The 13,730-nt window shown below is 50.6% G+C and carries 11 protein-coding genes; 9 read left to right on the top strand and 2 right to left on the bottom strand.

The window, feature by feature from the left end:
* Positions 1-13: 13 nt before the first annotated feature.
* The 5 genes from DPQ25_RS01635 to DPQ25_RS01615 are packed head-to-tail and all read left to right on the top strand — an operon-like array spanning position 14 to position 3,978.
* Positions 14-535, top strand: coding sequence for a bifunctional adenosylcobinamide kinase/adenosylcobinamide-phosphate guanylyltransferase (locus DPQ25_RS01635; protein WP_112331432.1), 522 nt, complete (start codon positions 14-16; stop codon positions 533-535).
* Positions 535-1,308: an adenosylcobinamide-GDP ribazoletransferase gene (locus tag DPQ25_RS01630; RefSeq protein WP_216083863.1), complete on the top strand. Its 774-nt coding sequence runs from the start codon at positions 535-537 to the stop codon at positions 1,306-1,308. Before DPQ25_RS01635 ends, DPQ25_RS01630 begins: the two co-directional genes overlap by 1 nt.
* Positions 1,309-1,324: 16 nt before the next feature.
* Positions 1,325-1,921 carry a histidine phosphatase family protein gene (locus DPQ25_RS01625; RefSeq protein WP_112331431.1) on the top strand — a complete coding sequence of 199 codons (597 nt, stop codon included), beginning with the start codon at positions 1,325-1,327 and terminating at the stop codon, positions 1,919-1,921.
* Positions 1,918-2,895 carry an adenosylcobinamide-phosphate synthase CbiB gene (cbiB, locus tag DPQ25_RS01620; protein ID WP_112331430.1) on the top strand — a complete coding sequence of 326 codons (978 nt, stop codon included), beginning with the start codon at positions 1,918-1,920 and terminating at the stop codon, positions 2,893-2,895. The genes DPQ25_RS01625 and cbiB overlap by 4 nt, the downstream gene beginning before the upstream one ends.
* A 21-nt stretch (positions 2,896-2,916) precedes the next feature.
* Positions 2,917-3,978, top strand: coding sequence for a pyridoxal phosphate-dependent aminotransferase (locus DPQ25_RS01615; protein WP_242978224.1), 1,062 nt, complete (start codon positions 2,917-2,919; stop codon positions 3,976-3,978).
* Between the two features lie 86 nt (positions 3,979-4,064).
* Here the strand turns inward: DPQ25_RS01615 and DPQ25_RS01610 are convergent, their stop codons facing one another.
* Positions 4,065-5,255, bottom strand: coding sequence for an FtsW/RodA/SpoVE family cell cycle protein (locus tag DPQ25_RS01610; protein ID WP_112331429.1), 1,191 nt, complete (start codon positions 5,253-5,255; stop codon positions 4,065-4,067).
* A gap of 387 nt (positions 5,256-5,642) precedes the next feature.
* Between DPQ25_RS01610 and DPQ25_RS01605 the strand changes: the two genes are divergently transcribed.
* Positions 5,643-6,341 carry a response regulator transcription factor gene (locus DPQ25_RS01605; protein ID WP_112331428.1) on the top strand — a complete coding sequence of 233 codons (699 nt, stop codon included), beginning with the start codon at positions 5,643-5,645 and terminating at the stop codon, positions 6,339-6,341.
* A 115-nt stretch (positions 6,342-6,456) separates the two neighbouring features.
* On the top strand, positions 6,457-8,550 hold the full coding sequence (locus DPQ25_RS01600) for a sensor histidine kinase (RefSeq protein ID WP_146740510.1): 2,094 nt from the start codon (positions 6,457-6,459) through the stop codon (positions 8,548-8,550).
* A gap of 84 nt (positions 8,551-8,634) precedes the next feature.
* On the opposite strand, the gene DPQ25_RS01595 is transcribed toward DPQ25_RS01600, so the two are convergent.
* Positions 8,635-9,225 (bottom strand): TetR/AcrR family transcriptional regulator, encoded by a 591-nt coding sequence (locus DPQ25_RS01595; RefSeq protein WP_112331426.1) that lies wholly within the window; start codon positions 9,223-9,225, stop codon positions 8,635-8,637.
* A 204-nt stretch (positions 9,226-9,429) separates the two neighbouring features.
* On the opposite strand from DPQ25_RS01595, the gene DPQ25_RS01590 reads away from it, so the two are divergent.
* Positions 9,430-11,508 (top strand): efflux RND transporter permease subunit, encoded by a 2,079-nt coding sequence (locus tag DPQ25_RS01590; RefSeq protein ID WP_112331425.1) that lies wholly within the window; start codon positions 9,430-9,432, stop codon positions 11,506-11,508.
* A complete protein-coding gene (locus tag DPQ25_RS01585) occupies positions 11,505-13,649 on the top strand; it encodes a hypothetical protein (RefSeq protein WP_112331424.1) in 2,145 nt (714 codons plus the stop codon). The genes DPQ25_RS01590 and DPQ25_RS01585 overlap by 4 nt, the downstream gene beginning before the upstream one ends.
* The last annotated feature ends 81 nt before the right edge of the window (positions 13,650-13,730 follow it).

Genomic DNA, 13,730 nt, shown 5'->3' with positions numbered 1-13,730 from the left:
GGTGAGGGCAGCGGTGCTTATTTTAGTAATGGGCGGTTCCGCCAGCGGAAAATCTGAATATGCGGAAAGCCTGGTGGCAGCATCCTCAATACATGAACGCTATTACATTGCAACGATGATGCCCTACGACGATGAATGCTTTCGGCGTATTGAGCGGCATCGCGCGATGCGTGCCCAAAAGGGGTTTATCACGGTGGAAAAATATCTGGATCTGCCCGGCTGGAGCTGTCCGCCCGGGGCGGTGGTTCTGCTGGAATGCATGTCTAACCTCGTTGCAAATGAGATGTATGCGGACGGCGGATCCCGAGAAAATACGGTGCGGTCCATACTGGCTGGGGTTCGCTCGATAGCAGGCCGGGCGGCGCTGCTGGTGGTCGTCTCCAACGAAGTTTTTTCGGATGGAATCGATTACGGCCCGGAAACCAATCGGTACAACAGCCGTTTGGCGCGTGTGAACCGGGAGATTGCCGCTTTTGCGGATCAGGTGGCGGAGGTGGCCGCCGGCATACCGATTATACATAAGGGAGCGGTCTGATGAAAAATATATTGCAGGCGTTTGTAGTGGCATTTTCCATGTACTCAAAAATTCCCATGCCGCAGATTGAGTGGAAGCGTGACAATATGAAGTATTCCTTCTGCTTTTTTCCGCTGATCGGGGCAGTTATCGGTCTGCTGATCTGGTTGTGGTCACTATTGTGCGTACAGCTGGGGTTCGGGAATATTTTGTTTGCGGCGGTGGCGGTGTTGCTTTCCGTGCTGCTGACAGGCGGGATCCACCTGGATGGCTTTTGCGACACTATGGACGCACTGGGATCCCATCAGACCGTGGAGCGGAAGCTGGAGATTTTGAAGGATTCTCACACGGGTGCCTTTGCCATGATTGGCTGCGTCCTGCTTTTGCTGCTTGATTTTGCGCTTTTTGCACAGCTGGGAGCAGATTCGCCGCTGCTGCCAGTGGTTTGCACAGGCTTTGTTTTATCGCGGGTTTTGAGCGGGCTGGCGGTCGTGGCCTTCCGCTGCGCAAAAAACAGCGGCCTTCTGTCGGCCTTTTCCGATGCGGCCGAGAAAAAACGGGTAGGCATTGTGCTGGCGGCGGAGGGCGTTGCATGTGCCGTTCTAATGCTGTTGCTTCATTTATACGGCGGTTTATTTTGCTTGTTGGGGGCTGCTGTCGCATTTGCCTATTACAGGTTTATGTCCTACCGCCAATTTGGTGGAATAACAGGGGATTTGGCAGGCTTCTTTCTGCAGTCCGCCGAGCTTCTAACAGCAGCAGGCGCGGTAATTTGTTTGGGAATCTTTTATTAAACCGGGAGAATAAAAAATGAGGTTAATACTGCTTCGGCATGGAAAAACAGCCGGAAATCTGGATGGCCGCTATATTGGGCGGACAGACGAGCCGCTTTGCCCGGATGGTATTCAGGCATTAAAGCTGAAAAGCTACCCGCAGGCCGCAGCCGTTTACTGCAGTCCGCTTTTGCGTTGCCGAGAAACGGCAGCGCTGCTTTATCCCGGGCATCCGGTAGAGGCAGTGGCGGATTTTCGTGAATGCGATTTCGGCATCTTTGAGGGGAAAAATTATGAGGAGCTCAAAGAGAACAGGGCTTATCAGCGTTGGCTGGATTCCGGCGGGCGACTTGCCTTTCCGCATGGAGAGGGGAGAGAGGCCTTCTCAAACAGGGTGGCGAAGGCGTTTGACCGGCTTGCGTCAGAATGGAGGGGGAATGAGCCGCCTTCAGCGGCGCTGGTCGTACACGGCGGGACAATTATGGCAATCTTGGAACGCTTTGCTGTTCCGCACCGTGATTTTTATGCCTGGCAAGTGAAGAACGGGGAGGCTTATACCGCTGAGCTCTGCTGGACCGAAGAAGGCCGAGCTGTATTGAAGCGGGTAGAACGCTGGGAGGACATGCAGAAATGATTTCACTGTTTGCGTTGATCTTGGGCTTTTTACTGGATTTATGCTTTGGCGACCCGCACTGGATGCCGCATCCGATTCGGCTGATTGGGTGGCTGATTCAAAAGCTGGAGCGCCTTTTGCGCCGTCTTTTTCCCAAAACGGAAAAAGGCGAGCTCTGGGCCGGCGGTGCTTTAGTTGTGGCGGTGCTTGCCGTCTCGGTTTCTGTGCCGGTGCTTCTGCTGCTGTTGGCTAATTGGGTCAGCCCTTGGCTGCGGCTTATATTGGAGACCATGATGTGCTATCAGCTTCTGGCTACAAAATGTCTGAAGGATGAAAGCATGAAGGTCTATCACAAGCTGGCAAAGGGGGATATTCCCGGCGCACGCCATATGCTTTCAATGATTGTTGGACGGGATACGGAACGCCTCCAGGCTGACGGCATCGCCCGTGCGGCTGTGGAAACAGTGGCCGAGAATACGTCGGACGGTGTGATTGCGCCGCTGCTGTTTATGACGGTAGGCGGAGCGCCGCTGGGCTTTTTTTACAAGGCTGTCAATACAATGGATTCAATGGTGGGCTATAAAAATGAAAAGTATCTGTACCTGGGCCGCTGTGCCGCCCGTCTGGACGATCTCCTAAATTTCGTCCCAGCGAGGCTCTCAGCCTGGCTGATGATTCTGTCGGCGCGAATGAACGGAATGGACGCGCGCAATGCCGGGCGCATATACAGACGGGATCGCCGCAACCATGAGAGCCCCAACAGCGCGCATACAGAAGCGGTCTGTGCCGGAGCGCTGCGTGTACAGCTTGCCGGGGATGCTTGGTATTTTGGCGTGTTACACCATAAAAAAACCATTGGGGATGCGTTGAGGCCGATAGAGGCACAGGATATTATCCGTGCCAACCAACTGATGATGGGGACCGCTTTTTTGGCGCTATTGCTGTGCAGTGCGATAAAAGGCGCGGTGCTGGCGCTGATATTTCTACTGTTTTAAGGAGGAGGGGCTGTTTTGCCGGTGTTAACGCATGGCGGGGATATTTATTCGGCACGTGAAAAGGGGCTGGAGCACATTTTGGACTTCTCTGCCAATATCAATCCCCTGGGGCTGCCGCGGCAGGTCCAACTGGCTGCGGAACGATCTGTACGGGACTGTGTGCATTACCCGGACCCCTTGTGCCGTGCGTTGGCGGAGAAAATCGCCCGCCATGAGCAAGTAAAGCAAGAGTGGATTATTTGCGGAAACGGTGCGGCAGATGTCCTATTTCGCCTTGTTTATGCCCTCAGGCCGCGCAGGGCTTTGCTATTGTCGCCAACCTTTTCGGAATATGAGCAGGCGCTGCGCGCGGTGGGCTGCCGGGCCGCCGGTTGGCTGCTGAAGGAAGCCGACGGCTTTCGCCTGACGGAGGATGTGCTCCAGCGGCTTGATCCGGCGCTGGATATGCTCATTTTGTGTAACCCCAATAATCCGACAGGCGTATTAATTGACCCGCTATTATTACAAAAGGTGTTGAAGGCCTGTGCGGAAAAGCATATTTTTTTGGTGGTCGATGAGTGTTTTAACGATTTTTTGCAGAAACCGGCGTGTCATACTGTAAAGCCGTGGCTGGTTGAAAATACAGGGCTGTTTATTCTGAAGGCCTTTACAAAGTTTTATGGAATGGCAGGGCTTCGGCTGGGTTATGGATTGTGCTCCTGTCAGCCGCTTCTGGAGGCAATCCGGCAGGCGGGGCAGCCATGGAGTGTGTCGGTCCCCGCCCAGGCCGCGGGAGCCGCGGTGATGACCCCGGAGCTGGAGGAATACCGGGAGCGAACGAAGCGGCTTATTTTACAGGAGAGGCTTTATTTAGCAGAAGCCCTGCGGCGCGTTGGACTGCGTGTTTTTGACGGACAGGCAAATTATCTCTTCTTTAAGGCGGAAGGGCTGGAGGGGCTGGAGGTTCAGCTGGAGCAGCAGGGAATCCTGATTCGCGGCTGTGGAAATTACCGGGGATTAACAAAAGAGTTTTACCGGGTGGCGGTACGTACCCACGAGGAAAATGTTCAACTGACGGCAGCCTTACAGAAAATATTGAAGTAGACAGATTCTGAATATAATAATACATATAACAAGGCCCCTTCTCTTAATGAGAGGGGCCTTGTTGCAGCATAATTCGTAAAAAACAATTAAATGGCAGAGGTAATGGCAGCCCTGCGCCTGATATGGATGTGATCGGAAATAGTCGGGTGCATGGCGACACATTCCACCAGGCCAAACCCCAGGTATAAACAGGCGCTGCTGGAACCGCCGGCGCTGAAGAACGGGAGCGTGACGCCCATCACCGGCAGCAAGCACAGGCACATCCCGATATTGGAGATAGTCTGAATAGCAATCATAGCAAAAAAGCCATAGCACATTGTACTGCCCAGGTCATCGGTTGCCTTGCGTGCGACATGAATGGTGCGGATCATCAGTGCTAAAAGCAGCCCAATCAGCAGCAGGCTGCCAATGAGCCCCAAGCTCTCGGCGGCAACGGCGAATATATAGTCGCTCTGCTGCACGGGAACGGCATTTTTTTGTACGCGGGGCGCGGTAAAAAGGCCCCGGCCGGTTATTTGTCCGCTGCCAATAGAAATGCGCCCCTGGAGCTGCTGGTAAATTTTGTCAATATCAACATTGCCGCTGTCCATATATAGAAAGTCGGTCAGACGGGCCTTTTGATAATCGGCAATTAATCCTGTTTGCCAGGCGACAGGAAGCGCTACGCCGATAAGGCCGAAAACCAGCGCAAAATACCGAAGCTGTACGCCTGCCGTAAAGGCCATGACCAGGAACATAAAAAAGAATACGACGGCGGAGCCCATGTCCTTCTGTATGATGAACATCCATAAAACGGGAATCAAGGCGTGGACGCCCAGCAGCATAACATGAATAAAACGATCGATAAGCCCATGCTCCTTTAAAACGGAGACATGCTTTGCAAAGGTCAGCATAAATGCAATTTTGACCAGCTCGCTTGGCTGGAATGTAAGTCCGCCGGGCAGTTTAATCCAGGCGCGGGTGTCCATCCCTCCGGAGCTTTGCACGGAGGTCCCCTTAAAATAGGTATAAATGAGTAGCAATAGGCAAAAACCGGCTGCCAGCCACCAAAGCCGGGCAAGCGAGCGGTAATCGAAAGCGGTAATAATAAAGGCCGCAAGATATCCGGCTAAAATCGCCATCACTTGAATGGCAAAATAACTGTAAGAACGGCCGCTGGAATTGGGAATTGTCTTTAGAAGAATCAGGCTATAGCCGGAGATTGCAAGCATAACCAGCCATAAGAGCTTATCCGCCCTTTTCCAGTAGTCTAAAAAAGCTGTTCCAAATCTTTGCATTTGTTCCTCTCAAATCTATTTTTATCAATGGATATTTTGACATCTTTTTCTATTTGTTATACCATAAGGGAATGAAAACACAGGACGATCCGCCATGGTTTTCACTAGCTGGAGGGCTTGGCGGAACAGACCGCCGCAGAAAATACATTGCTTAACGAAACTGAAAAGCATATATTTGCATAAAAAGTAAAATTTTGCAGCAAGGTAAAACTGGAATCGTCCGGTTATTTTAAAATTATTATAATATGCTTCCAATAAAACTGCAAGTTAATAATCTGTTACAGCTGTTTAGAAGGCCGTTTGTAAGGAAAATGTAAGGTTTTTACGTTTCGTTTTGTAAGAGGAAGCTTTTATACTATAATAGTAGAAATTTGAGGGGGAAAAATCATGCATGAATGTGTGCTGGTAGTAGATGATGACCATGAGATTGTGCGGGCGATCTCTATTGTTCTGGAGCGGGAGGGGTACCAGGTGTTGCGCGCCTATGATGGGCTCGAGGCCCTGGAGCTTGCGTCAGGAAACCAGGTCCAGCTGATGATTATTGACATTATGATGCCTAAGATGGATGGGCTGTCTGCGGTATTGAAGCTGCGGGAGCGGCGAAATATTCCCATTATTGTGCTTTCGGCTAAAAGTGAGGATACCGATAAAATTTTGGGGCTGTCGATGGGCGCGGATGATTATGTCACCAAGCCCTTTAACCCAATGGAGCTGGCGGCCCGCGTGCGTTCTCAGCTGAGGAGGTACACCAGCCTGGGAGATATTAACGCCGGTAGCCAGAAAAACGTGATTGTAAACGGACGCCTGACCTATGACACCGATGCCCGCATGCTTCTGGTAGATGGGGAGGCGGTACGCCTGACGGCGACCGAAACGAAGATTGTAGACTTATTTATGAGGAACCTGGGCCGGGTGTTTCCGGCGGAAGAAATTTACCGGCGCGTGTGGCAGGAGGACGCTTTTGCCGCCGAAAATACCGTTATGGTTCACATCCGCAGAATCCGGGAAAAAATTGAATTAAATCCCAAAGAGCCCGAGTATTTAAAGGTGGTGTGGGGAATTGGATACAAAATCGAAAAAAAGTAGAACGGCGCATCCAGTGATTGCTTTTTTATGCTTTTTCCTATCCGTAAATATTTTTATAGGATTGGTACTGCTGGGCTTTACGTATTTTTTGCCTAAATATAGAGATGGCGAGAATATGCTGAGCTATGCATATGAGAATTTTCAGAATACTCAGCGGTTCCGAAATAACGTTGAAAACCGTCTTTACAGTGTGTTGACGCTCTATGAACAGCGTTATGGAAAAGATTGGAATATTGAAACCGAGGAGGCCTATCTCGATAATATCCTGCTGGATGGTATTGAGAATGACCAAAACCTGTTATATCTTGTCCAATATAAGCAAAATACCATTGGGGAAAACCAGGCAGGCCATGACCTCAGCAGCTACATTCAAAAAGACCAGGTGCAGAATCTGCCTGATGGCTATAGCTTTCTGTTGTATTTTGACGGAGAAAAGACCTATATTCAGAAGGACGGAAGCCTGGTTGATATTTATGGAGCCGGCGGCGTCTATCACTCAGACTTCGGCAATCAGTGGTATGTGCCCGGTTATAAGAATGAGCCGTACACTAGCAACAGTCAGAAAGACTTCAAGGTTTGGCTGATGGTAACGGAAAATCCGGTGCCATACAGCTATCAAAATGACTGGATGATGGATATTGTTAATTCTCAGAAAAACATGAGGATGGTGCTGTCCTTATTGGGTGCCGTTGTGTTGATTATGGCTGTCCTGTTCATTGCTTACATTTTGCTGCGAAAGGATAAAGCTTTATTTGACCGCAAACTTGCGCGTTTTACGGGTTGGTTCCTGTTTGAGGTCAAGCTGGCGGCGGCTGTTATTGCTTTTATAGCAGCGTGGAGTTGCATAACCTCAATGCTTTACAGAGTGGCCGGCGCAGAGGTGGTTCTTCTGTGTGCTTGCCTGTGGGGACTCTACCTGATTTTGACAGATATGCGTTATAATAAAAAATTTTATGCCCATAATACGGTAACCTGGGTTGTGCATAAAATCTTTTGCTTTAACAAGCGGTATCCTGTTCAGCGCAAGATGCTGCTGCGTGCATGGCAGTGTGCCGCTGCGGTTGCGGGAGTAGCCTTGATCGGCCTGTTTTTTATAGCGGCTTTTTCCGGCTTGTCGATGCTCTCGTTTTTCTTCTTTATTCTGACGCTGACCGGGATTGCTGGGATTGTCTACCTGTTCCGCAGAAAATATGTACAAACAGTCAATGACCTGGGCTTGCTGCTGAACCAGATTGAATTGATCCGCAGCGGTGTATCGGAAGGGCATCCCTTATTTTTAAAGAGCGATGCGGATCTTTGTGCCGCGGCAAACAGTCTGAATTCAATCGCCGAGGGAATCCAGCAGGCGGTGGAACGCCAGCTGAAAAGCGAACGGATGAAGATTGAACTGATTACCAATGTTTCCCACGATATTAAAACGCCGCTCACGTCAATCATCAGCTATGTGGAGCTGTTAAAGCAGGAGGAAGGGCTGCCGGAGCATGTTTTAGACTATATCCGTATTTTAGACCGAAAGGCGACCCGGCTGAAATTTATGGTGCAGGATGTATTTGATATTAGTAAGGCTTCCACTGGCAATATTGAACTGCATATGGAACAGCTGGACCTTGTAAAGCTTATTAAACAGACGATGGCGGAGCTGGAAGAGCCGATTTCCAACGCGCCGCTGGTGTTCAAAACGGCCTACCCGCAGCAACCCGCGATGATTTATGCCGATGGCCAGCGCCTGTACCGGGTGTTTCAGAACTTAGTGCAGAATGCGCTTCAGTATTCACTGGAGGGTTCAAGGGTCTATGTGGCGGTTAAGCTTGAAAGTGGCCGGGCGATGGTGGAGGTCAAGAATATTTCTAAATTTGAGGTGCCGGAGGGCGTGGATTTTTCCGAGCGGTTTGTCCGGGGAGATGCGAGCCGGAGCGATGGTGGAAGCGGTCTGGGGTTGTCGATTGCACGCAGCTTTACCGAGGCATGCGGCGGCGCCTTTGCCATCCGGACAGAGGCCGACTTGTTCACGGTTCAGGTCAGCTTTCCGTTGCTTAAGATCGACCCGCCGCACCCGGTGGAGGTGGAGCCAGCTGAGGAGGCTCCACAGTCGCCAGTCCATTTACCGCTGCCGCGAGGGGGAGAGGCGGGTATTCGGGGCTTGGAATCTCTGGATTATACGGATATTTCCGTGCAGGAAGACGGCCCGAAGGATTACGGGGCTTTCTGAGAGGTTCAATAAAAAAGGATTCAATATGCCCGCTCGTGCTGGGAAATAAAAAACATCGCAGAAAATTTTCTGCGATGTTTTTGCTTATTGGAGGGCCTTGCGGATAATGTCGTAAAGAATCGGCTTCATCTGGTCGATGTTGCCGGGGCGTTCCTCAATAATAGAGGCGTAACAGACAGAGCCGCACATCTCAACCAAGACGAAAATCAACCGAAAGGCCTCTTCGGGGCTGTGCTTCTTCATGAATGGGCTGGCGTTCAGTGCCAACATAAGCTCGCGAAAAAGCGGGTCTCCCGAACTTTTGAACCCCTCCTCAAACGTGGGCCAGGAAAAGTTGCGCTCCAAAAGCTTGAGTACAAGCTTGTTGCGTTTGAAATACTCGACAATATAGTCTGCAAAGTGAATGACATTTTCCACAAAATCGTTTGTATCATGTGCGCGGGCATATAAATAAGCTTCGTTTAGAATGGTATAGCTGGTTTTTTCGACCAGGGCCGCGAGGATCTCCTTTTTATCCTTAAAATAGAGGTAAAAAGTACCCTTGGCGACATTGGCCTTTTGCACAATTTCATCAATGGAGGTTTTTACTACGCCTTTTTCCATGAACAGTGCATAGGCAGACTGTAATAGATTCTGTTTTTTTTCTTGCTTTTGTTGTTCCAAATGAGCGCCCATTGTCCATCATCTCCACATTTGTAGTATAAACGATAAAAAAGGGGCTGCCAAGTCCCTTCTTATTTTTTTGTGATATTGACTAAAAGTCAATTTGTTTATTTCGTGACTGTTGGTCATTTAATTAATTGACTGTTAGTCAATTCTGATTTATACTAATACACGTTAAAGGCGGTCAGCGCTATTCTATAAGGAGATGAGGCAAATATGAAAGTATGGGCACGCTTGATTGTGAAACACCGTAAGGCGGTTTTGGTAATCGCAATCATTTTGTTGATTCCCTCCGTGCTTGGTATGCTGGGAACAAGGGTCAATTACGACATTCTGTCCTATTTGCCGGAAGACCTGGACTCCATGGTAGGCCAACAGATCCTGGACCAGGATTTTAAGACGGCAAGTACGGCAATGGTCACGCTGGAAAATATGCCCACGGCGGAGACGCTAAAGCTAAAGGAAGCGCTGGAAGGCATAGAAGGGGTGGATCAGGTCATTTGGACCAGTGACCTGGTGGACGTGTCCGTTCCAAAAGAGATGCTTCCGGAGGACATACAAAAGTTTTTCTACAATGAGGATGGCGCAACCATGCTGCTGGTAAAGTTCACTGGTTCCAGCGCCAGTGCTTCTACAATGAATGCGCTGGCGCAGATGAAGGCAACCGTGCAGGAGCATTGCTTCATCGGCGGAATGTCTGCAATTATGGCGGACACAAAACAGCTGGTCAACTCTGAAATGCCGCTGTACATTCTCTGCGCGGTGGGGTTTAGTCTGCTAATCCTTTTCCTCAGCATGAAAAGTACTCTGGTTCCGTTGCTTTTCATCGTCGGCATATTTTTTCCCATTGTTTACAATTTCGGGACCAATATCTTTTTGGGACAGATTTCTTACATTACGCAGGCTCTGGCGACAGTGCTGCAGCTTGGCGTCACGATGGATTTTAGCATTTTCCTATTGCACCGCTATGAAGAAGAAAAGCAGAGCTGCCCCAACGAGGAGGCAATGGTCCGGGCAATTTGCAGCACCTTTACCTCAATCACCGCATCGTCTCTAACCACCATCGCAGGCTTCCTGGCTATGTGTACCATGAGCCTGACCCTTGGCAGGGATATTGGCATTGTTATGGCCAAGGGTGTATTTTTAGGCGTTGTTTGCACCATTACCATTTTACCGGCGTTGCTGATGACCTTTGATAAAGCGCTGCGCTTTACACACCGCACCTTTATTCCACGGCTGTCCCGGGTATCTCATTTTGTGGTGAAGCATCCAATTCCTATTCTGGCGGTTTTCCTTATCATCTTTATTCCCTTTGCGGCGGCACAGGCTAAAACCCCGGTTTATTACACCCTGTTTGACAGCCTGCCGCAGGATATGGACAGTATTGTCGGAACAAACCGCCTAAAAGAGGATTTCAATATGACGACTACCCATTTTGTGTTAGTGGATGACGACCTTACCAACAGCCAAATGCAGAGACTGTCCGGAGAATTGGAAAAAGTAGGCGGTATAACGCAGGTTCTCAGCTATGAAAAGTTTCTGGGGGGAGGGATTCCGGAAGAAATGGTGCCGCAGGATGTTCAAAACATTTTCCATGCGGGGGGAAAACGGATGCTGCTGGCAAACAGCAGCTACAAGAGCGGATCGGACGAGCAGAATGCTCAGCTCAATGAAATGAACCGGATTGTCAAATCATTTGACCCGCAGGGGAAAATCAGCGGCGAGGGCGCAATGACAAAAGACTTGATTGAGGTTGCGGACGTTGATTTCAGGAATGTCAACATCGCCTCCATAGCCGCGGTCTTTTTGATTATCTGCGTTGTGTTTCGCAGTGCGTCTATTCCGGTGCTGCTGGTGGCCTCTATTGAAAGCGCCATCATGATTAATATGGGCATACCTTATTTTTCAGGGACGACGCTGCCGTTTATCGCGAGTATTGTAATCGGTACCATTCAACTTGGCGCTACCGTGGATTATGCTATCCTGATGACCACCAGGTTCCGCGAGGAATTGAATCACGGCTGTTCGACGAAAGAGGCGGTGCAGCGGTCCATTGAAAATTGCAGCCAAAGCATACTCACAAGCGGGCTTACCTTTTTTGCGGCGACAATCGGCGTGGCGGCTGTTTCCAGGATGGAGCTGATACAAAGCCTGTGCCTGCTTATCAGCCGCGGGGCCTTGATCAGCATGGTGGTCATATTAATTGTTTTACCGGCGTTGCTCATCCTCTGTGCGCCTGTAATCAAGTATACAACGTTTCACTGGATTCAGAAAAAGGAGCGTGTTCAGTCATGAAAAAATCGGGAAAGGCATTAGCGTGTATTTTAAGCGCATGCCTATTGTGCAGTGTCGCTGTTCCGGCTAGTGCGGTGGAGCCTTCCGCTGCCTCAGAGCGGCAAAAGGAGGCTGCGGAGGTTTCCGGGCAAACCCGGAAAGATGAAAATGTGTTTGTTATTTTAAATGCGGATGGTTCCGTAGAAAAGCAGATTGTCAGCGATTGGCTTCACAACGACAACGGACTGGCCAATATAAAGGACAAGAGCAACCTAAAGGACATACAGAACCTGAAGAGTGATGTACAACCGGCTATAAACGGCGACGAGCTTGTTTGGAACACCACGGACCATGATATTTATTATCAGGGGACAACGGACAGCACGCCGCCGGTGACCGCTGAAATTACCTATGAGCTTGACGGGCAGCCGGTTGCCGCTGGGGAGCTGGTAGGAAAAAGCGGCCATGTGACGATTAGGATTGCCCTGACGAACCATGAAAAGAGCACGGCGGTGATTGACGGAGAGGAAAGAGAAATTTATACGCCTTTTGCGACGGTTGTAGCGGCGGATCTTTCTGCCGATCATTTTACGAATATTAAGGCCGAGCATGGAACGGTACAGACGGACAGTTCCAACCAGCTGGCGTGCTTCATAGCTCTGCCCGGCATGAGACAGAGCTTTGACGGCTTGCTGACCGGAGAGCTGGAAAAAATCAACGCTTACCTTTTGGATACGGTAGTTATTGAAGCGGATACCGATAACTTTACCATGCCAGGCATCATGATGGCCTGCGCAACCAGTATGGAGGCCTTAAGGCAGGAAGGCGGCCTGCCGGAGCTGAATGAACTCTACGACAACCTGGATCAATTGCAGGCAGCAACGGACGAGCTGACGGAGGGTACTCAGAAGTTGGACGAAGCTGTGGATCTGATAGCGGGTAAGCTGGGCGAAATGATCTCCAGCTACCAGGCCTTTTATAACGGCATGCTGGAGGCAAACAGCGGCTCGAAGCAGGCGGTATCGGCGGTGGAGCGCTTAGCCGGCGGGACAGACAGCCTGATGAACGGCGCCGGCACGCTCTCCGGCAATCTGGGGCTGCTGCAAAATAAATTAAACACGCAGCTGGTGCCTGGACTGACAAGCGCCGCCCAGCTGCAGGGGACCCTGCAAGTGAAACTGCAGAGCCTGCAGCAGGAGGTGTCAGGATTAACGCTGCCGGACATGGAGGCGCTTTCGGGCGAGCTGTATAATGGAGTAGGCGCGGTATTTGATCAGGCGGCCTCTGGCGCGGCCAAGGCCGGCGCGGATGCATCGGTTCAGTACTCCAAACAGGCTGCTGCGGGTGCGCTGCAAAAAATATTGCCCCAAGTCGGTTTGAACAGTGAGCAGCAACAGGCGGTTATTCAGGCGGTTAATCAGGCAATTGATACCAGCGTAGATACAGAGGCCATCGCGCAGGGAGTGGTCGACGGCATGGCGGATGCCAAACAGCAGGCACAGGAGCAGGTGGCCGCCGCCCTGAAAAAGATTGACCTCAGCCCGCTTGAAGCCCTGTTCGGGGAATTTGAGGAAGCCGGCAGTTTGGCGGATCAGCTGTTGGGCGATATGGGCCGGTTGACTGGCAGCCTCTATAATGCGAAGGACCCTGCAGACCAGAATACCGTGGTTGGTGCTGTCAATGGCCTGGCACAAGGTGCGGGTGATCTGGCAGGCGGCGCCAGGAAGCTTAACGAAGGGGCAGGAGCGTTGAAAAAAGGGGTTGGCTCACTGGATGGCGGTATTTCGGAGCTGACTTCGGCAAGCGCGCAGCTGGACAGTGCGCTGGGCCAATTTCAGCAGGGCGCAGGTGAGTTGAAAAACGGAGCCCGGACCTTGAATGATGGTATGCAGGCCTATGCATCTGAAGGGATTGAAAAGCTCACGCAGAATGAGCTGCTTAAACGCTTTAAAGTGATTGAACAGGTAGCAAAGCAGATGAAGAAGCAGTCCGAGCAATATGACAGCTATACGGGTTGTGGAGAAAATATGGATTGCAGCGTCAAGTTTGTAATGAAGACAACGAACCCCGAGGCTAAACAGGCTAAAGCAGACAGTCGCAACGACGCTGCCGCACAGGAGCAGCCCGGCTTTTGGGAAAGAATTCGGAACCTGTTTGCGTAAATGATTTGCTTATAAGTTTTCCTTTGGAATAATAAGAAGGGGATGCCCCCGGTTTAATTTAAACCGGGGGCATCCCCTTGC

Origin of the sequence: Hydrogeniiclostridium mannosilyticum (assembly GCF_003268275.1) — a bacterium.
Taxonomy (GTDB): Bacteria; Bacillota; Clostridia; order Oscillospirales; family Acutalibacteraceae; genus Hydrogeniiclostridium; species Hydrogeniiclostridium mannosilyticum.
This window is presented reverse-complemented; position numbering and strand designations above follow the sequence as displayed.

Bases quoted from the DNA above. Each gene is read 5' to 3' on its own strand.
- cbiB (WP_112331430.1), top strand. From the start codon at position 1,918: ATGATTTCACTGTTTGCGTTGATCTTGGGCTTTTTACTGGATTTATGC.
- DPQ25_RS01595 (WP_112331426.1), bottom strand. From the start codon at position 9,225: ATGGGCGCTCATTTGGAACAACAAAAGCAAGAAAAAAAACAGAATCTA.
- DPQ25_RS01605 (WP_112331428.1), top strand. From the start codon at position 5,643: ATGCATGAATGTGTGCTGGTAGTAGATGATGACCATGAGATTGTGCGG.
- DPQ25_RS01610 (WP_112331429.1), bottom strand. From the start codon at position 5,255: ATGCAAAGATTTGGAACAGCTTTTTTAGACTACTGGAAAAGGGCGGAT.
- DPQ25_RS01625 (WP_112331431.1), top strand. From the start codon at position 1,325: ATGAGGTTAATACTGCTTCGGCATGGAAAAACAGCCGGAAATCTGGAT.
- DPQ25_RS01600 (WP_146740510.1), top strand. From the start codon at position 6,457: ATGCTGAGCTATGCATATGAGAATTTTCAGAATACTCAGCGGTTCCGA.
- DPQ25_RS01585 (WP_112331424.1), top strand. From the start codon at position 11,505: ATGAAAAAATCGGGAAAGGCATTAGCGTGTATTTTAAGCGCATGCCTA.
- DPQ25_RS01590 (WP_112331425.1), top strand. From the start codon at position 9,430: ATGAAAGTATGGGCACGCTTGATTGTGAAACACCGTAAGGCGGTTTTG.
- DPQ25_RS01630 (WP_216083863.1), top strand. From the start codon at position 535: ATGAAAAATATATTGCAGGCGTTTGTAGTGGCATTTTCCATGTACTCA.